The organism is Stenotrophomonas sp. C-A, assembly GCF_054030835.1.
Genome location: NZ_CM132916.1, coordinates 2,316,904 through 2,333,757 on the forward strand (window position 1 = coordinate 2,316,904; position 16,854 = coordinate 2,333,757).

Below are 16,854 nucleotides of genomic sequence, written 5' to 3' on the forward strand. Positions count from 1 at the left end.
ATGACGACCACCAGCGACACCACCACCGAAGCGGCGCCGAGCAGCGCCCCCCTGTTCTACACCCGTCCGGTGCCGCTGCAGGCCGATGTGCATGCCAATCTGCGCATCCTGCCGGGCAAGCTCGAGTTTGCCGCCGGCAACAACGCCATTCCGCTGGTGCTGGGCGAGTTCTCGCTGGCCCTGCACCACTTCCCGATCCTGTTCGCTGGCCCGACCGCCGTGCCGATGGCCGCCGTTGGTGTTTCCGACCAGAACCTGTTCATCAAGGACGGCCTGTGGGAAGACGAGGCCTATATCCCGGCCTACCTGCGTCGCCACCCCTTCATCTTCATCGACACCGGTGCGGACAACGACTTCCTGCTGGGCATCGACGAAGAGAGCTCGCGCGTGGTCAAGGGCGGTGACGAAGGCCAGCCGCTGTTCGTGGACGGCAAGGCCACCGACATGGTGCAGCAGGCGCTGGAGTTCTGCGGCCAGTACACCCGCGAGCATGAACAGACCCAGGCTTTCTCCAAGGCCCTGATCGACAACGGCCTGCTGGTCGAGCGCAATGCCACCGTCCGCACCCCGGATGGCCGCGAGTTCAATCTCAACGGCTTCCTGGTGGTGGACGTGGAGAAGTTCGTGGCCCTGCCGGAAGCGACCGTGGTCGAGTGGCACCGCAGCGGCTGGTTGGCGCTGATCCACCAGCACCTGATGTCGCTGGGTCGCTTCAATGACCTGACCCGTCGCCAGGTCGAGCGCCTGGCGGCCTGATCAGGCCGATGGTGCGGCTTCCGCCCTGCGGGAGCCGTGCCACTGCTGCAATCCCTGCAGCAGCCGCCGCGCCTGGACCCAGTCAGGCGCGGTCTCATGCCCCAGCTCCCACAGAGCGGCCGCCATGCCGGCCTGATCCATTGCCCGGCACATCTGCAGCGTGCCCTGCAGGCGGTGCACATGGTGGCGTAGTGTCGCAGCATCGACGTCCTGCACGGCCTGTTCGATCCTGTCCAGCTCATAGGCAATGTCTGCAGCGTAATCCGGCTCGACGCCAGGGGCGTCATCCGGCGCAGTACCGTGCGCCGGGGGCGGGAGGCCCAGCGCCTGCAGCAAGCTCGCAACCTGCAATGGCTTGACCAGGATGGCGTCGAATCCGGCCCTTCGGCAGCGCGCCGCGTGCCGGCGCCCCATGCGGGCGGACAGGGCAATCACTCGCAGGGGGGGCTCTGCCTGCGCGCGCAGCTGCTGCGCCAGAGCGTAGCCATCCGAGTCGCGAAGCCCGATGTCCAGCACGACCGTGGCGCGCGGTCGTAGCGCGTGCTCGGCCAGTGCGGTGTCGGCATCGGCAACCGCGCGTACATCCGCACCCAGCCGGCGCAGCTGCTCTGCGACGATGTGCCGGCTGAGTGCATGATCTTCTACCAGGAGCAGGTCGATGCCGGCCAGTGGTGTCTGCTGCAGCGGCTCGATGGGTGGCGGATCGCCGTGGACGGCGCGGACCGGCAATCGCAGGGTGAAGCGGCTGCCGCGCCCATGCACGCTGTGTGCGGTCAGGTTGCCGCCCATGGCAACGGCCAGTTCGTGCGCGATCGTCAGGCCCAGCCCGCTGCCGCCACGTCTCTGGCCCTCCTCGCTCTGCTGGAATGGCCGGAACAGAAGCGCCAGTTGAGCGGGCGCAATGCCGATGCCGCTGTCGATCACATCCAGCAACAGCTCCCGGGGAGACAGGGCGGGCGATAGTTGCAGGCGCACTTCGATACCGCCGACATCCGTGAATTTCAATGCATTGCCCAGCAGGTTGTCGACAATCTGGCGCAGTCCATCAGCATCCAGCGCGACCACCGGCGCTGGGTCGGGCGCGCGATCGAGCTGGAGTGACAGGCCTCTCCGTAGTGCCTCCGGCCGGATCGCTTCCAGTGCACGCGTACAGAGTTGACCGACGTCACAGGGCACGGGATGCGGCCTGAAGCTGCCGCTGGCAAGGCGCGAGAACGTCAGTGAGCGATCGAGCAGCCTGCGCAGCGAGTGGCCGGCGGCAAGCGCTGCCGCGAGCAGTTCGCGCTGCCCCTTGGGCAGGTGTGACTGGCTCAGCAGGTCGATCGAAGCCAGAATCGTCTGCGCGGAATTGCGCACCTCATGGCTGATCATCCCCGCCGCGCGCCCCAAGCGGCGTTCCGTGCGGCCGATTCGCCAACGTAGCGCCTGCCAGAGCACAGGTAGGCCGATGAGTGCCGTGGCCAGACACAGCAGCCATCGCAGGAGCGGGAGGCGCATCTGGTCAAGTGTGCTCTCGATGGATGCGGGCAGCATCTGCTGTGCCCACAACTCCAGCAGGCCTGCGTGCTCTTCGAGCGTGATGGCGCGCAGCGCCTGATCGATGCGCGCCAGCAGCTGCTGGTCCTCGCGGCGGACAAACAGGTGCAGATCGGTGGAAAAATCGCTGTCGAACGGGTGCAGTTGCAGGTTGCCCGCGAAGTGCTTCCGGATCATCGACTGCAGCGTTGCTTCCAGGCCGATGGCCGCATCGGCGATACCGCTCTCTACGGCGGCCAGCGCCGCATGGCGGTCGTGAAGGCGCAGCAGGTGGATCTGTGGATGGTGGGTCGCCAGCCAGTCGGCATAGGGGCCACCGTCAACTACGGCCAGCACCTGCGCCCTCACCCCGGTGACGTCACGGGGTGGGCGCTCGCCTTTACGCGAGGCCAGCACCGTCCTGCCGCCATGGAAAGCGCCCGATGCCATCAGGTCGGGACAGGGAAGCGGGCGATGCGAAGGATTGCCCATGACCAGCACCAGGTCGGCCTCGTGCCGGCAGACGGCAGCGACCGCCGCGCTCGTGCTGGTGTAGGTGAGATCACGGAAGCGCAGGCCGGAATGCTGAGCGACAAGGTCGGCATAACCATGGGCGAGGGTGAGGGGCGTGCTTGAATCTGCCAGCGCTGCAGGTAGCGGGCGCAGTGATGGCGCGGTGGCGACCCGCACTTCGCGGCCGGCGGACCATTCCTGCAGTTGCGCATCCTCGGCCGAGGCTGCGGGCAGCAGGATCAGGGCCAGCAGCAAGGTGCACGAAGTGCGCAGACGGAGACGAGCGCGGCGCCTCATCGCACCTCCAGCTGCCGCCGCAGTGCATAGATCTCCACGTCATTGCGCAACCCTAGCTTGCGCAGGGCGGCGATCTTCTGGGTGCTGACCGTCTTGACGCTGCGATGACGGTGCAGCGCGATCTCCGAGACGGTCAGGCCGGCCAGAAGCAGGTCCAGCACTTCGCGTTCATTGCGACTGAGCTCCTCGCGATTGGCCGGGAACAGGCAATCGGTGGGCAGGCGGCACAGTCCCTGCGAGATGCGCACGATGGCTTCAGACAACATCTCCAGGGGCTCGGACTTGCTGACCACGCCGCTGATGCCGGCCGTCAGCAGGTGGTCGATGCGGGTGGTTGGCGTCAGCGTGGCGAAGGCGAGCAGGGGAACATGAGGAAAACACTGGCGCAGCAGGGAGACCAGTTCATCACTGCTGCGGTCGCCGGGCGCCAGGGTGAGATCGATGATGGCGACATCCACTGCCAGCTGGCGCAGGCTGCCAACGAGCTCATCGCTGCGGGTGTGACTGGCGACGATATCGAAGCGGAGGTCGCGGGACAGGTGCAGGACGGTGCCGCGGCGGACGACTTCGTGATCGTCGAGGAGTGCCAGCCGCAGTCGGCGCGGTGCAGGGTATCCATTCATGCGCTGGGAGGTGATCGGCGCCCGAAGGGCGTGGCGATCATTCTGGCGCTGCTGTCGCGTCGAGCATCGAATTTGTTGGATTTTTGCGATTATTCCTAAGGGTCGATGTGCAAGATCTATCAATCCAGTATTGCCGGTTGATGCAGTGGATTGTCAGGCCACAGTCAGACCCTTCAGGGCACGTCGCCCCCGCTGCGCAGGTCGCGGGCCATTTCGCTGGTCGCAGCCCATCCGAGATCGGCATACAGGGGCTTCCCTTGGGCGGTAGCGTGCAGCACCGCGTAGGCCACCCCTCGCCCGGCGAACGCGTGGTCGGCCAGCTTCATCAGCTGGCGGGCGATGCCGCGACGCCGGTAGCCGGGCTCCACGTAGACATTGAGTACGTAGCCGCGCGAGTCCTGCTCTGGATGGGCGGGGTGGGGTGGCCAGTCGATCAGCATCAGGCCGATGCCTGCGATGGGGTGTCCATTGTCGGAAAGGACATGGCCGAAGTAGTCGCCCGACACCAGGCGCGGCTCCAGCCATCTACGGAACGGGGCTGCCATCTGCTGCAGGACCTCTTCGCTCCGGCCGCTTTCACGGAACATCGCTTCACGGTGAGCGCAGATGAGGTCGAGGTCGCACGGAAGGATCTGCCGGACGGCGAAGCCATTCCAGGAGGCTGTGATGGTACTGCCAGGAGTGCTATTCATTGGTCGTGTATCCGTTCAGACCCTGCTGGCTTGTCCAGCATCGTATCTGAAGGGCGCATGGCGAAAGCACCACGTTGCAATGATTGATGATCGACTCTTGCTCGAGGACGATCCACCTGGGACGAAGGTGCGGTGTCATCGCACCGACTGCGGTACCCGTCTCAGCGTGCGGGTGTCGTAACCCATCGCCGCAATCCGCTCGACTGCCTGCTGGTAGTCTCTGTCCGACACCTGCGGGGTGCGGGCCATATACCAGACGTAATCACGCTTGCTTCGCGCCACGATGGTCTGGCGGTAGCCTTCGTCGAGCCAGGCGATCACGTACTCAGCCTGGATCGGCCAGATGAACTGCATGCCCCAGATCGCGCCATTGCCTTCCTTCTCGACACGGCCGATGGGGTGCATCGATTTCTGCGGGGCATCGAAACTGCCCTTGCGATAGGTGAAGGTGGTCTGGATGCGCCCATCGGAGCGCAGGGCATAGCTCTCCACGGCGTCGAAGGCCTCGCGTTCAGGCCGCGATGGGATATGCGCGATCACGTACCAGTCACCCATGAAACGCGGCACATCCACCGATGGCGGACGCGGCAGTGGGCGCGTGTCGCTGGAGCTGCAGCCGGAACCGAACAGGCCGATCGCGATCAGGGGAAGCAGTGGAAACTTTCGCATGTCACACCTCAGCGGGGCCGGAACAGGTAGTGGGCCACCAGCCACTGCTGGCCGTCGTCGTAGCCGAACAGCTCGGCACACGCCATCCAGAACATCCGCCAGCGTTGCCACCAGATGCGCGCAGCCGCCGGCCCATAGGTCGCTGCCAGTATTGGCATCACCCGGTCGCGTGCTGCATCCTGATTGGCCAGCCAGTGCTCGGCGGTGCGTTGGTAGTGGGTGCCGTCCAGCAACCAGCGCTGATCCAGCCGCAGGTCGCGCTGGAAATGCAGCAGGGTATCGGCGGCCGGCATCAGTCCGCCGGTGAAGAAATGGCGGCCCATCCAGTTGTCGCCGCCCTCGGTTTCGAACGGGTACATCAGCGTGCGATGGGCGAAGATGTGCACAAACAACGCACCGTCCGGCTTCAGCCACTGTGCGATGCGCGCCAGCAGGCGCTCGTAGTTGCGCACGTGCTCGAACATCTCGACCGAAACGCAGCGATCAAACTGCGCGGTGGCCAGTTCCAGCTGGTTCACGTCACGGGTGAGCACTTCAACATTGGGCAGTCCGCGCGCCTGGCACTGGGCCATGATGTGTTCGCGCTGGCTGTGCGAGTTGGACACGGCCGTGATCGTTGCGCGCGGATAGCGCTCGGCCATCCACAGCGTCAGCGAGCCCCAGCCGCAGCCCAGTTCGAGAATGTGCTGTCCATCGGCCAGGCCAGCGCGCTGGCCGTACAACTGCAGCATTGCTTCTTCAGCCTGGTCCAATGTTTCGCGCCCGGTGGGGTAATAGCAGCTGCTGTACTTCAACCGGTTGCCGAGGCAGGCCTGGAAGAACGCCGCGGGCACTTCATAGTGCTGCCGGTTGGCGGCATCGGTGTGCAGGGCCAGCGGGCTGTTGGCCAGTTCGGCGATGCGGTGGCTGAAACGCGCGGACTGCGCTTCGATTCCACCTGCCGATTCTTCCTGCAGGCGTTGCGCGCACAGCCGTCGGATGCCAGCACGCAGCGCAGCGTCCGGCAGCAGGCCGCGTTCGGCCCAGGCGGTCAGCCCGGTTTCTGCTTCCTCGGTCGGATTCAGTGACGGTATCGCGCTCATGCGGAATGCTCCTTGGAAGGGCGGGGGAACCAGGGAAAGAACATCGGTGTGCTGCGCTGATAGGCGCGGTAGTCGTCGCCGCGGCTGCGCAGGGCCTGCTTCTCGGTGAACGGGATGCCGCTCAGATAGCGCAGGAACACATACATCAGCACGGGGCCGAGCCAGGCCAGCCACCACAGCGGGGAGCCGACGGCCAGCAGCACGTAGGTGAACCAGTGCAGCCACTCGAAGAAGTAGTTGGGGTGGCGGGAATACCGCCAGAGTCCATCACGGCAGGTGCGGCCTTTGTTCGCCGGGTTGGCGCGGAACCGGGCCAGCTGCCGGTCGGCCAGCGCTTCTCCGCCCACGCTCAGCAGCCAGACGAGCGCGGCCGCCAGCACCCAGGGCGTCGTGTCAGCGGCTTGATTGGCGGCGACCGCGACGAAGGGCAGGGCAAACAGCACCACCAGCAGTGCCTGCGCCATGAAGAACCCGAAGATCTTTCCCTGGTGTCCCTGCCAGTGCTCACGGAGGTAGCGATAGCGCCCGTCCTCTGCTTCGTGCCGGACCCGATGCCAGAGATGAAGGGCCAGGCGACCGCCCCACAGGCCACCGAGCACCGCCAGCGCCAGCCGTGGTGTCACCGCACCTTCGCCCAGCAGCGCCAGCAACAGCGCGGCGGCGCCCACGCCCTTGGCCCAGAGCACATCCACAACGCCGATGTTGTGGTGGCGGCGCTGCCAGGCCCAGCCCCAGCTCATCACCAGTAGCGCGTAGAGCAGCACCCAGAGCAGGTTGATCATGATGACGCTCCGACGAGAGGTGGTTGTGGCGTAGTACGCGGGCCGCTACGGGCGGCGCGGCACAGGAGGGAAAGTGCAATGGCCCAGCCTGCGCCCAGCACCAGGACGCCATGCCACATCGGGCTGTTGAACTGCACCGCATCGAATCCACGCGCGGCCGACAGGTAGGCCAGTGGCGCCAGCAGCAGGCCGAACAGGGGCGGCAGGGCAGGGTGGCGCTGCAGGAAGCGCATCGAGGTGGTCAGGGTCATGGCGAATGCCGCCCACAAGGCCATGATCCAGGGTGGCGGCGCCCATCCCAGCGGAGACGCGGCGTAGCGCACGGTGCCGCTGGCGGCCGCACTGGCGTCGACCAGCCAGGCGCAGGCCAACGCAAGCAGCAGCAGCCGCAGGTCCAGCCGTGGTTGCGCCGACGTCAGCAGCTGGCTGCCGATATACAGCGACGCAGCCAGCAACGCGGGCCACTGCCAGCCGCGCCCGGCGCCGGCCACCGCGCACAGCCAGACCAGCTGGTTGCCAAGCAGGTTGGCCCAGAACCGGCACATGTCAGTCACCTTCGCCAGCCGGGACCGCAGGTCGATGGCCCGGGCGTGCCAGCAGCAGATGCGAGACACCGATCGAACGCTCCAGGAAGCCGCCTTCGCAGTAGGCCAGGTAGAAGTCCCACAGGCGGCAGAAGCGCGCATCGAACCCCTGTGCCTGCACGGCGGGCAGCTGTGCGAGGAAGCGCTGGCGCCAGGCGCGCAGGGTCAGCGCGTAGGAATGGCCGAAATCCTGCTGGGCGATCAGCTGCAGGTCGCTGGATCGGCTCTTGGCGGCCATGATCGCATTGATCGATGGGATGAAGCTGCCCGGGAACACGTAGCGCTTGATGTAGTCGACGCTGCGCCGGGCCTGCTCGTAGCGATGGTCCTCGATGGTGATGGCCTGCAGCAGGGCAACACCATCGGGCTTCAGCAGTCGCTGCAGCGTGGCCATGTAGGTGTCCAGGTATTCGGCGCCGATCGCTTCGATCATCTCGATCGATACCAGCTTGTCGAACTGGCCCTGCAGGTCGCGGTAGTCCTGCATCAACAATGTGACCTGGTCCTGCAGTCCTGCGTCCCGCACGCGCTCGGTGGCCAGCGCATGCTGCTCGGCAGAGATGGTGGTGGTGGTGACATGGCAGCCGTAGTGCCGCGCCGCGTGCTCCGCGAAGCCACCCCAGCCGGTACCGATTTCCACTACGCGATCGCCGGGCTTGAGTTGCAGCTGCTGACAGATGCGGTCCAGCTTACGGCGCGAGGCGGACTCCAGTGATTCGGATTCGCTGGCGAACAGCGCCGACGAATACATCAGGTCCGGTGACAGGAACAGGGCGAAGAAATCGTTGCCCAGGTCGTAGTGGGCGGCGATGTTGCGCCGGCTGCCCTCACGGCTGTTGCGATGCAGCCGGTTCCAGCCGCGCAGCAGCCACCCACCCACCTGGGCCGGGCCGCGCTCCATGCCGTCCAGCAGGTCGCGGTTGCGCACCAGCAGGCGTATCAGAGCCACCAGATCATCGCAGTGCCATTCGCCCTGGATGTAACTCTCGCCAGCACCAACGCTGCCCTGCGCAGCGACCTTGCGATAGAACGCCGGGTCTTCGATGGTCACCGTCACCTGCAGCGCGGCGTGGGCGTTGCCCAGCCGGACCTCGCCAAGGGCATCGCGCACGCACAGGTGGCCATCGCGCAAGGGGGCAAGCTGCGCCAGCAGGCGGCGGCGCAGGAAGGCGTCCAGCGCGCCAGGGCGCGGCAGGGTCACCGAAGGCGTCATCGAGTTCATCGTGGTTTCCCGGCAAGGGTGGGGTGGTCGTGTACGGGGTTGCGCTTCAGCCACAGCCGCAGCGCGTGCCAGTGGATGGCGGCCACCACCTGGGTGGTCATCAGTGGGTAGCAGGCGAGGACCCGCGCCAGCCCGCGGCCATCCAGGCGGCGGCGGTGCATCGTCTGGGTGGCATCGAACTGCCGGATGCCGTCGCGCCAGACCTGCATGTGCACGCGCAGGTCCTCATCGGGGCTGCTGAAGCGCCAGTCGTAGCGGCAGTCCATCGGCATGAACGGCGAGACGTGGAAGCATTTGTCGAACTGCCAACGCAGTGAGGTGCCGTCGTGCGTGGCCGTAGCGACCGGCAATACATAAGCGTGCCGTTCCTTCCAGGGCGTGTTGGTGATCTCGGCCACGATGCAGTCCAGCGTGCTGCCGTCGGCCTGGTAGCAGTAATAGAAGCTGACCGGGTTGAACACACGCCCGGCGAAGCGAAGGTGGGTGAGCAGGCGCACCGGCCCTGAAGGCCGATGACCGAGCGTCTTCGCGGCATGGTCGCGCACGGCATCGGCCAGAGGCTGTGCGGGATCGCCGAAATAGTCACTGCGCCGGAACTCGGCGAGGTTGCGGCGATTGAGCGACCACAGCCAGCGCCCGGCAAACACGGTCTCCACCTCATCCAGGTCGAGCAACAGCTGCGCAACGGGGTAACGGAACGCATGCGGGTGCGGATGATGCCGGCGGTGCATCACCTGCCCGAAATACAGTGCGCTGGCGCTCATGCCGCCACCTCGCCCGGCAGCGATACCTCGCGATGCGGTGCGCAGGCCTCCAGCGCATCCACCACGCGGCGGGCGCTGCGGATGCCATCTTCATGGAAGCCCCAGCCCCAGTAGGCCCCTGCGAACCAGGTGTGGCGATGGCCCTGCAGCTCTGCCCAGCGCTGCTGCGCGCGAACCGCAGCATGATCGTGCACTGGATGGGCATAGTGCAGCGTGCGCAGCACCCTCGCCTGATCGATGGCCTCGCTGCGGTTGAGGGTGACTACCAGCGGCGTGCTGCCGTGCAGGCCCTGCAGCAGGTTCATGCAGTAGCTGACCGTGCAGGGCGCCGCTGGATCCTGCGGGACATGCGCGTTCCAGGCCGCCCAGGCCTTGCGGTTGCGCGGCAGCAAGGATGCATCCGTGTGCAGTACCGCCTCGTTGGATTGGTAGCGGATGGCACCCAGTACCTCGCGCTCAGCGGGGTCGGCATCACCCAGCAGGGCCAGCGCCTGGTTGCTATGGCAGGCCAGGATGACTTCGTCGAAGGCCTCGACGCCTGCGGCGCTGTGCACGCGTGCGCCCCCAGGCGTGCGTTCCACCCGCTGCACCGGGCACTGCAGGCGCTCATGCACCCGCCAGCGGCGGCGCAATGCATCCACGTAGCGGGCCGAGCCGCCGGTAACGACCCGCCAGGACGACCGCCCGGTCATCTGCAGCATCTGGTGGTTGGCCATGAACTGGGCCAGATAGCGCGCGGGGAAGTCCTGCACCGTGGCGGTGGGCGACGACCACAGCGCCGAGGCCATCGGCAGCAGGTGCTCTTCAATGAAGGCCTCGCCGTAGCGCTGATCTCGCAGGTACTCGCCCAGCGTTGGACCTTCCTCCTCGGCCAGCAACAGCGGGGCATCCCGGTAGAACCGGCGCAGATCGGCCAGCATGCCCCAGAAGCGCGGCGATACCAGGTTGCGTCGCTGGCAGAACAGGCCATCCAGCGAGGTGGCGTTGTACTCCACGCCGCTGCGTTCGCTGTGCATCGAAAAGCTCATCGTGGTCGGCTGCGACGCCACTCCCAGCTCTTCGAACAGCGCCGTCAGCAGCGGGTAGTGCTGGGGATTGAAGACAATGAAGCCGGTGTCCACGGCCATGCGCGTGCCGTCTATCTGCACGTCGTGGGTATGGGTGTGGCCGCCCAGGTAATCGCTCGCCTCGAACAGCGTCACGTCGTGCCGTTCCTGCAGCCACCAGGCGCTGGCCAGCCCTGAGATGCCTGAACCGATGATGGCGATGCGCATGTCAGTACCTCGCCTTGGCCAGCACCCATTCGGGGATGGGCTTGAGGCCTTTGACCAGGCCGAACGCCGCCATTGCACGCAGCCCATACCAGGTCAGGTCGATCTCCCACCAACGGAAGCCCTGGCGCACGGTGCCCGGGAAGAAGTGGTGGTTGTTGTGCCAGCCTTCACCGAACGTCAGCAGAGCCAGCCAGAGATTGTTGCGGCTGTCGTCTCGGGTCTCAAAGCGGCGACGACCGAAGCGATGAGCCAGCGAGTTGATGGTGACCGTGGCATGGAACAGCACGATGGTGGAAATGAAGAATCCCCACACCAGCAGCTGCGGGCCGGAGGTGTGCAGGCCCGGAGCCCATTGCTCCAGTGCTGCACCCAATGCATACAGGCCGATGGCCAGCAGCACGGGAATGGCGGTATCGAAACGGTCCAGCCAGCGCAGCTCCGGGAAGCGCGCCAGGTCCGGCACCCGCGACAGGTCGGTGGCGAAGGCTTCGCGGGTCAGGAACCAACCCATGTGGCTGCGCCAGAAGCCGCCTTCGCGCGGTGAATGCGGGTCCAGCGGCTGGTCGGCGTGGCGATGGTGGTGGCGATGGTGGGCAGCCCACCACAACGGCCCGCGCTGTACGCTGGACGCGCCGATCACCGCGAACACGAACTGCACGGCGCGCGGTGCCTGGAAGGTGCGGTGCGAAAAGTAGCGGTGATAGAACGCGGTGATGGCGAACATGCGCACCGAGTAGAGCGCCATGGCCACGATGACGGCCGTCCATGAGACACCCACCCAGATCACCGCGATGCACGCCACATGCATCAGCGCGAACGGCACCGCGCGCAGCCAGTCGATGCGGCCCGGCTGTTCCGTGCCGGCATCTGCGGCGTCGCCGGTATCAACCCAACGTTGCAGGGTGCGCAGCAGGCGCCAGCGTCGACGGGGGAGGGGCGATACAGAGGCCATGGCGGATCTCGGCGGGTGTCGTGTCTTCCTGTACGTAGCAGAATGCGCAATGGATGCGACGTGTTGCGGTGAATGTCGGCTTCACGTGTTCGTGACGGGGCAGCGGTCGACCAGTGGCTGCGCCCACGCCTGTTGCCACTCCGACGCGGGGCGTTGCGCGGGAGGTGAGCCGAAGCGCACCGCCACCTGCGGATAGGTGCCGCGCGCATCGCGCAGGTTGCTGGTGCCGTTGAATTCCAGCAGGCGCCGGTCGGCGCTGGCATAGACCAGCGACAGGCGGGGCGCGATGCCGCCATACCAGGTGTCGAGGCTGACCTCGATGGACTGGGCGTCGATGCCCTGCCAGCGCAGGGTGCCGGTATGCCGGACCTGCACCGGGAAGTAGCGCTGCCGCCCGGGCACCAGGAAGGGCAGCGAAATGCGTTCGCCCTGCATCAGCGCTGTCCAGTGCAGGCGGACCGCCGCGTCGAATCCCGCATCGATCACTGCGTCCGGCGGCAGATCGAGCCTGCGCTGCCGGGGCGGGCTGGCGGCATCCTCCTTCCAGGCGACCGACACGGCACCGCTGGCGGTCTCGATCTCGGCCGTCTGGCCACTGCGCCGGTCCTGCAGTGAATAGCCGCGTGCCTGCGGACGGGTGCTGGCTGGCAGGTGCTTGCGGGCGAACGGCTGGCCCCCCGGGCACTGGTACAGCACCCAGCGCTCGGCACCCTCGCTTGCATCGCGGCGCCAGTGAACTTCCCGGTAGAGGATCCGGCCCTGCGAGGACGTTGCCACGCCCTCGCTTCGCAGCCAGGGGGCCGCCAGCGCGGCATGGGGCAGGCACAACAACAGCCAGGCAATGCGCATGGAATTCATCCGTTAGGGCGTGTCCAGGTGGTACGGCAGGAGGGGCGGGTTGGATGCGCAATGCGGGCTGCATCCAATTGCCATTCCCGCCCGTACAGGGAACAGACCTTCACCCGCCCGCCGCGAACGCAGATGTACCCTGACGCCGCCAGCACCCTTGCCAACTTCAACAGCGCACGCACCGTGTCCAGCTCCCAGCAGCCCAGCAGCGAGCCGAAAAACTGGGCCGGTGACATGGACGGTGTCGCGCGGCTGCGCGACCGCGACTGTTTCATGCGGATCTATGACCATTTCATGCCGCGCCTGTGCGTCTATCTGCGCGGGCTGGGCGCACCCGAAGCGGTGGCCGAGGAGTTGGCGCAGGAATGCCTGCTGCGCCTGTGGCTGCGGGCGGCCGACTATGATGCCGCGCAGGGTGCGCTGAGCACCTGGCTGTACCGTATCGCCCGCAACCTGCATATCGACCGCGTGCGCCGCGAGCGCAGCTGGATGCAGGTGCAGGTGGCGGTGGAGCACGCCGCGATGATGGACGTGGTCGAGCGCAGCAGCGCCGAACAGTTCGCCGAACAGGCCCGGTTGCGCCAGCGCATCAACGAGCTGCCTGCGGTGCAGGCGCGGCTTGTGCGCATGTCCTACTTCGAGGCCAAGAGCCACAGCGAGATCGCCGAGGCGCTGGGCATGCCGCTGGGCACGGTGAAATCGCACCTGCGGCGTGCGTTCCTGCAATTGCAGTCGAAAGTGGGAGGTGCGCTGTGAATCCGCACCACCATCTACACGAATCCACGCTGATGAGCTACGCCGCGGGCGCGCTTCCGGCGCCGTTGAGCATCGTGGCGGGCGCGCATCTGGAGCAGTGCCCGCACTGTCGCCAGCGCCTCCGCGAGGCCGAGGCGATCGGATCGGTCTTGCTGGAACAGACCCAGCCATCCACGGGCGATCTACGCCGCGAGCAGTTGCGCGACGCGATGTTGATGCGGCTGGCGACGGACGCGCCTGCCGTGGCAGTGGCGTCGCGGCCCGCTTCGAGAGAGCGGCCCGAAGCCGATCCGGACCATCTTCCTGCTTCGCTTCACCCGTATTTCGGCGCGTCGCTCAGCGGCCTGCGCTGGCGCTGGATGGCGCCGGGCGTGCACTGCATCCGTGCAGAGCAGATGCCTTCGCTGATCATGCTGAAGATCGCCCCGGGCAAGTGCCTGCCGATGCACAGCCACGGCCGCAGCGAGCTGACCCAGATCCTGCGGGGCTCGTACAACGATGCGCTGGGGTTGTTCGCGCCCGGCGACGTGGCGGACCTGGATGAGGACGTGGAGCACCAGCCGGTGACCGCGCCGGGGGTGCCGTGCATCTGCGTTTCGGCGCTGGATGCGCCGCTGGTATTCAGTGGCTGGTTGGCGCGGAAGATCCAGCGCTTCGTGAAGCTCTAGCGGGGCAGGAGACGGTGATGGCCAGGGTAGAAGCATTGCGTGTTCTGTTGACCGGCGCCGCCGGGCTGGTGGGGCAGGGCGTGGCGCTGGCCTGCCAGCGCTCACCGCATGTCGGCCATCTGACCGCGCTGGTACGGCGTCCGGGCAGCCTCAACGGTGCGGGCAGCGAGCGGGTCGAGGGTCGGCAGGGATTCGTGTAAAAACGGGCCGAAAGTGAGCTAACTGCCTGTCGCAGCTGGCTTTATTGGCCGCTCCAGAAAATCGAGGGTTGGGCAGCACTCTCCCGCCGGCACTTGGGCGCACCGCGCTATTTTCTGTTCGAGATCCCTCTCCAGCTGTCGCAGCTCGCGGATTCGTAGACGGACATCGACGAGCTTTCGCTCGGTCAGCTGACGGGTCTGCTCGCAAGAACCTTCGCCTGTGATCTCTAGCAGGCCAGCGATCTCGTCGAGGCTGAATCCCATCATCTGAGCGCGCCGGATGAACTGAAGCCGATTGACATCGTTTTCGTCGTAACGACGCACGCCTCCTATGGGTCGCTCGGGTTGACGCAGCAGCCTACGCCGCTGGTAGTAGCGCACGGTTTCGACGTGCACATCGGCCGCCGCCGCCAGCCGGCTGATCGTAAACGTGTTCGGACGCACGGCTTGACTCCGTACCTAGGTACAGAGGCTAGTATGCTCTGATGCAAACAACCCCGGCCAAATCGTCTGTTCCAGCCATCGTTGGCGCGAGCATCGCCGCCATTGGCGCATCGGTCTGCTGCGTCGTGCCGCTGGTGCTGGTCCTGCTGGGCATCAGTGGCGCCTGGATCGGCACCCTGACAGCTCTCGATCCCTTGAGGCCCTGGTTCAGCGCCGCCGCCGTACTGTCCTTGGCCGTGGCGTTTTGGATGCTGTATCGACCGGCGGCACGGTGCGGTGTGGATGGCAGTTGCATCGCCCCGGACGCTCTGCGACGCAGGCGACGTTGGCTCTGGTTGGCGACAGCCCTCATCGTCCTGTTGCTGCTGTTTCCCTATTACATCGTCTGGATTCTGTAGGAGGCGCGATGCACAAGTGGATACTGGCCCTGGTGGCTGCTCTGTCGGTCGGTGCCGCTCTTGCGACGCCCGCAACCGTAGTGATGCTCGATGCTGAGAACATGACCTGTCCCGCCTGCGGCATCACCATCAGGAAGGCGCTGGAGAAGGTGCCGGGCGTGGCCGATGTGAAGGTGGACACCCGGGCTGAAACAGTCACGGTGACGTTCGAATCGAGCCAGACGGATGCAGCCGGAATCGCGCGTGCAGTCACGGAAGCAGGCTTCCCGGCCAAGGTGCGGACTGGCGGTGAGTGACGTCAAGCTGGAAAGCATCTTGACCTGCCCGGAGTGCGGCCATCGGGCGACCGAGACAATGCCCATCACAGCGTGTCAATTCTTCTATGAGTGCACGGGCTGTGGAGCGGTTTTGCGTCCGCATCAAGGCGACTGCTGTGTGTTCTGCTCGTTCGGAACAGTGCCATGTCCACCGATCCAACAGAACAATCCCTGTTGTGGTTGAACCGCGGACTCCGATAATAGTTGGACAGACAGGCTGCGAGATCGACTGTGCCACCCTGGAAAGCGCGCCGCTCAACCAGCGGTGTGCATGCGAAGTGGTCGACATCCTCCGTCTGCACGAGTCGATCCGGGGTGCCTTTCCGGAGTTCACGACTGATCCCGCCGTACACGCGCACTTATTTTCACCCTATGCCTTGTTCGTTGATCGGCCCGCGTTGGAGGCCATGGGACGAGTCGCGGCGGCGGTCTTCGACGTCGCAGGAAACCCGGGATATAGCCAACGGGTCCTGCAATGGGCCCCTGACATTGCAACCCATGATCCGGGTTCGGCGGGGGGCGTCCTGGGTCTGGACTTTCACCTGACGGTCGATGGCCCGCGGCTGATCGAGGTCAACACCAATCCAGGCGGTCTGCTCCTCAATGCCTTGTTGCTCGATGCCGTGCGGTCTTGCGCGCCGCCAGCATGGGCCACCTGGACCAACGCGGCCCAAGCGCGTGATGCGGCCGTCACGGCCTGGATGGAGGATGCTCGGCAGCAATCCGGGCGCACGCCGTCGCGCCTGGCCATCGTGGACAGCACTCCGCGAGCGCAGTTCCTTTACCCCGAGTTTGTGCTGTACGCGAACGCGTTTCGGGACCATGGCGTGGACTGCGTGATCAGCGCTCCCGAGGATTTGTCGTTTGGTTCGGACGGGCTTGAGGATGCCCACGGTCGAATCGACACTGTCTACAACCGGTTGACCGATTTCGCGCTCGAGGATGCCTCGCATGCAGACATTCGTGAGGCTTACCTGGCAGGGGACGTCGCGCTGATGCCGCATCCCCGAGCACACGCGCTGTTTGCCGACAAGCGCAACCTTGCGGTGCTCGGGGACCCGGCTCTGCTCGGCGGGTTCGGGGTCGATGCGGGTTCGACGGCACTGCTGGGCCAGGTGATCCCGCCCACGGTCGAACTCGTGCCCGCGAACCGGGATGCGTTGTGGGCAGTGCGCAACGGATATTTCTTCAAGCCTGCAGCAGGGTTTGGCAGCCGTGGGAGTTATCGGGGCGACAAGTTGACCCGGCGGACTTGGGCGTCTATGGCGTCGGCGACCTACATCGCACAGGCCTTCGCGCCACCGAGCATGCGGATCGTGCATGGGGGCCAGTCCCTCAAGGCGGATGTGCGCTGCTTCGCGTCCGAGGCGGGTGTCCTGTTGTTCGCGGCCAGGCTGTACCAGGGCCAGACCACGAACATGCGCACCCCCGGTGGTGGATTCGCAGCGGTGCTCACGTCGTCACGGATCGAGGAGTGATTCCCCACCGGAGCCGACC

The 16,854-nt window shown here is 66.1% G+C and carries 20 protein-coding genes and 1 pseudogene; 8 read left to right on the forward strand and 13 right to left on the reverse strand.

The window, feature by feature from the left end:
- Window positions 1-756, forward strand: a complete 756-nt coding sequence (locus ACW5IY_RS10955) for a SapC family protein (protein WP_049436396.1) — start codon at window positions 1-3, stop codon at window positions 754-756.
- On the opposite strand, the gene ACW5IY_RS10960 is transcribed toward ACW5IY_RS10955, so the two are convergent.
- The 12 genes from ACW5IY_RS10960 to ACW5IY_RS11015 all read right to left on the reverse strand — a co-directional run bounded on the left by ACW5IY_RS10960 (window position 757) and on the right by ACW5IY_RS11015 (window position 12,574).
- Window positions 757-3,081 carry an ATP-binding protein gene (locus ACW5IY_RS10960; RefSeq protein ID WP_100049928.1) on the reverse strand — a complete coding sequence of 775 codons (2,325 nt, stop codon included), beginning with the start codon at window positions 3,079-3,081 and terminating at the stop codon, window positions 757-759.
- Complete coding sequence (locus ACW5IY_RS10965; protein ID WP_049436397.1) at window positions 3,078-3,704, reverse strand: response regulator transcription factor; 627 nt, start codon at window positions 3,702-3,704, stop codon at window positions 3,078-3,080. Before ACW5IY_RS10965 ends, ACW5IY_RS10960 begins: the two co-directional genes overlap by 4 nt.
- A gap of 173 nt (window positions 3,705-3,877) precedes the next feature.
- Window positions 3,878-4,291, reverse strand: a complete 414-nt coding sequence (locus tag ACW5IY_RS10970) for a GNAT family N-acetyltransferase (RefSeq protein ID WP_457327231.1) — start codon at window positions 4,289-4,291, stop codon at window positions 3,878-3,880.
- A gap of 240 nt (window positions 4,292-4,531) precedes the next feature.
- The gene (locus tag ACW5IY_RS10975; protein ID WP_049436399.1) at window positions 4,532-5,065 is read right to left on the reverse strand and encodes a lipocalin family protein; all 534 of its coding nucleotides are present in this window, start codon (window positions 5,063-5,065) and stop codon (window positions 4,532-4,534) included.
- 8 nt (window positions 5,066-5,073) lie between these two features.
- Window positions 5,074-6,147 (reverse strand): SAM-dependent methyltransferase, encoded by a 1,074-nt coding sequence (locus ACW5IY_RS10980; RefSeq protein WP_049436400.1) that lies wholly within the window; start codon window positions 6,145-6,147, stop codon window positions 5,074-5,076.
- Window positions 6,144-6,929 carry a DUF1295 domain-containing protein gene (locus ACW5IY_RS10985; RefSeq protein ID WP_049487009.1) on the reverse strand — a complete coding sequence of 262 codons (786 nt, stop codon included), beginning with the start codon at window positions 6,927-6,929 and terminating at the stop codon, window positions 6,144-6,146. The genes ACW5IY_RS10980 and ACW5IY_RS10985 overlap by 4 nt, the downstream gene beginning before the upstream one ends.
- Window positions 6,926-7,474: a DUF2878 domain-containing protein gene (locus ACW5IY_RS10990; protein WP_049436401.1), complete on the reverse strand. Its 549-nt coding sequence runs from the start codon at window positions 7,472-7,474 to the stop codon at window positions 6,926-6,928. The genes ACW5IY_RS10985 and ACW5IY_RS10990 overlap by 4 nt, the downstream gene beginning before the upstream one ends.
- 1 nt (window position 7,475) lies before the next feature.
- The gene (locus ACW5IY_RS10995) at window positions 7,476-8,735 is read right to left on the reverse strand and encodes an SAM-dependent methyltransferase (protein WP_049436402.1); all 1,260 of its coding nucleotides are present in this window, start codon (window positions 8,733-8,735) and stop codon (window positions 7,476-7,478) included.
- Complete coding sequence (locus ACW5IY_RS11000) at window positions 8,732-9,499, reverse strand: DUF1365 domain-containing protein (protein WP_054171733.1); 768 nt, start codon at window positions 9,497-9,499, stop codon at window positions 8,732-8,734. The genes ACW5IY_RS10995 and ACW5IY_RS11000 overlap by 4 nt, the downstream gene beginning before the upstream one ends.
- Window positions 9,496-10,773 carry an FAD-dependent oxidoreductase gene (locus ACW5IY_RS11005; protein WP_049436404.1) on the reverse strand — a complete coding sequence of 426 codons (1,278 nt, stop codon included), beginning with the start codon at window positions 10,771-10,773 and terminating at the stop codon, window positions 9,496-9,498. Before ACW5IY_RS11005 ends, ACW5IY_RS11000 begins: the two co-directional genes overlap by 4 nt.
- A gap of 1 nt (window position 10,774) precedes the next feature.
- Complete coding sequence (locus ACW5IY_RS11010; RefSeq protein ID WP_049436405.1) at window positions 10,775-11,725, reverse strand: acyl-CoA desaturase; 951 nt, start codon at window positions 11,723-11,725, stop codon at window positions 10,775-10,777.
- An 81-nt stretch (window positions 11,726-11,806) separates the two neighbouring features.
- Window positions 11,807-12,574, reverse strand: a complete 768-nt coding sequence (locus ACW5IY_RS11015) for a hypothetical protein (protein WP_049436406.1) — start codon at window positions 12,572-12,574, stop codon at window positions 11,807-11,809.
- Window positions 12,575-12,706: 132 nt separating this feature from the next.
- On the opposite strand from ACW5IY_RS11015, the gene ACW5IY_RS11020 reads away from it, so the two are divergent.
- The 3 genes and pseudogenes from ACW5IY_RS11020 to ACW5IY_RS11030 all read left to right on the forward strand — a co-directional run.
- Window positions 12,707-13,330, forward strand: coding sequence for a sigma-70 family RNA polymerase sigma factor (locus tag ACW5IY_RS11020; RefSeq protein ID WP_049436407.1), 624 nt, complete (start codon window positions 12,707-12,709; stop codon window positions 13,328-13,330).
- Window positions 13,327-13,998 (forward strand): ChrR family anti-sigma-E factor, encoded by a 672-nt coding sequence (locus ACW5IY_RS11025; protein WP_049436408.1) that lies wholly within the window; start codon window positions 13,327-13,329, stop codon window positions 13,996-13,998. Before ACW5IY_RS11020 ends, ACW5IY_RS11025 begins: the two co-directional genes overlap by 4 nt.
- A 17-nt stretch (window positions 13,999-14,015) precedes the next feature.
- Window positions 14,016-14,174: pseudogene (locus tag ACW5IY_RS11030) on the forward strand (oxidoreductase); the annotation flags it as partial.
- A 42-nt stretch (window positions 14,175-14,216) separates the two neighbouring features.
- Here the strand turns inward: ACW5IY_RS11030 and ACW5IY_RS11035 are convergent.
- The gene (locus tag ACW5IY_RS11035; RefSeq protein ID WP_017355167.1) at window positions 14,217-14,642 is read right to left on the reverse strand and encodes a MerR family transcriptional regulator; all 426 of its coding nucleotides are present in this window, start codon (window positions 14,640-14,642) and stop codon (window positions 14,217-14,219) included.
- A 41-nt stretch (window positions 14,643-14,683) separates the two neighbouring features.
- Here ACW5IY_RS11035 and ACW5IY_RS11040 point away from each other — a divergent pair, with 41 nt between their 5' ends.
- From ACW5IY_RS11040 to ACW5IY_RS11055, 4 genes are all read left to right on the forward strand, one after another.
- Complete coding sequence (locus ACW5IY_RS11040; RefSeq protein WP_017355168.1) at window positions 14,684-15,040, forward strand: mercuric transporter MerT family protein; 357 nt, start codon at window positions 14,684-14,686, stop codon at window positions 15,038-15,040.
- Between the two features lie 8 nt (window positions 15,041-15,048).
- Window positions 15,049-15,336 (forward strand): heavy-metal-associated domain-containing protein, encoded by a 288-nt coding sequence (locus tag ACW5IY_RS11045; protein WP_017355169.1) that lies wholly within the window; start codon window positions 15,049-15,051, stop codon window positions 15,334-15,336.
- A complete protein-coding gene (locus ACW5IY_RS11050; RefSeq protein WP_080354540.1) occupies window positions 15,329-15,541 on the forward strand; it encodes a GDCCVxC domain-containing (seleno)protein in 213 nt (70 codons plus the stop codon). Before ACW5IY_RS11045 ends, ACW5IY_RS11050 begins: the two co-directional genes overlap by 8 nt.
- Window positions 15,542-15,635: 94 nt before the next feature.
- Window positions 15,636-16,835: a hypothetical protein gene (locus ACW5IY_RS11055; protein ID WP_017355170.1), complete on the forward strand. Its 1,200-nt coding sequence runs from the start codon at window positions 15,636-15,638 to the stop codon at window positions 16,833-16,835.
- Window positions 16,836-16,854 lie beyond the last annotated feature (19 nt).

Coding starts and splice junctions, on each gene's coding strand:
- ACW5IY_RS10965 (WP_049436397.1), bottom strand. CDS start 3,704: ATGAATGGATACCCTGCACCGCGCCGACTGCGGCTGGCACTCCTCGAC.
- ACW5IY_RS10985 (WP_049487009.1), bottom strand. CDS start 6,929: ATGATCAACCTGCTCTGGGTGCTGCTCTACGCGCTACTGGTGATGAGC.
- ACW5IY_RS11005 (WP_049436404.1), bottom strand. CDS start 10,773: ATGCGCATCGCCATCATCGGTTCAGGCATCTCAGGGCTGGCCAGCGCC.
- ACW5IY_RS10990 (WP_049436401.1), bottom strand. CDS start 7,474: ATGTGCCGGTTCTGGGCCAACCTGCTTGGCAACCAGCTGGTCTGGCTG.
- ACW5IY_RS10960 (WP_100049928.1), bottom strand. CDS start 3,081: ATGAGGCGCCGCGCTCGTCTCCGTCTGCGCACTTCGTGCACCTTGCTG.
- ACW5IY_RS10955 (WP_049436396.1), top strand. CDS start 1: ATGACGACCACCAGCGACACCACCACCGAAGCGGCGCCGAGCAGCGCC.
- ACW5IY_RS10980 (WP_049436400.1), bottom strand. CDS start 6,147: ATGAGCGCGATACCGTCACTGAATCCGACCGAGGAAGCAGAAACCGGG.
- ACW5IY_RS11000 (WP_054171733.1), bottom strand. CDS start 9,499: ATGAGCGCCAGCGCACTGTATTTCGGGCAGGTGATGCACCGCCGGCAT.
- ACW5IY_RS10970 (WP_457327231.1), bottom strand. CDS start 4,291: ATGTTCCGTGAAAGCGGCCGGAGCGAAGAGGTCCTGCAGCAGATGGCA.
- ACW5IY_RS11015 (WP_049436406.1), bottom strand. CDS start 12,574: ATGCGCATTGCCTGGCTGTTGTTGTGCCTGCCCCATGCCGCGCTGGCG.
- ACW5IY_RS11010 (WP_049436405.1), bottom strand. CDS start 11,725: ATGGCCTCTGTATCGCCCCTCCCCCGTCGACGCTGGCGCCTGCTGCGC.
- ACW5IY_RS10995 (WP_049436402.1), bottom strand. CDS start 8,735: ATGAACTCGATGACGCCTTCGGTGACCCTGCCGCGCCCTGGCGCGCTG.
- ACW5IY_RS11020 (WP_049436407.1), top strand. CDS start 12,707: ATGTACCCTGACGCCGCCAGCACCCTTGCCAACTTCAACAGCGCACGC.
- ACW5IY_RS10975 (WP_049436399.1), bottom strand. CDS start 5,065: ATGCGAAAGTTTCCACTGCTTCCCCTGATCGCGATCGGCCTGTTCGGT.
- ACW5IY_RS11045 (WP_017355169.1), top strand. CDS start 15,049: ATGCACAAGTGGATACTGGCCCTGGTGGCTGCTCTGTCGGTCGGTGCC.
- ACW5IY_RS11040 (WP_017355168.1), top strand. CDS start 14,684: ATGCAAACAACCCCGGCCAAATCGTCTGTTCCAGCCATCGTTGGCGCG.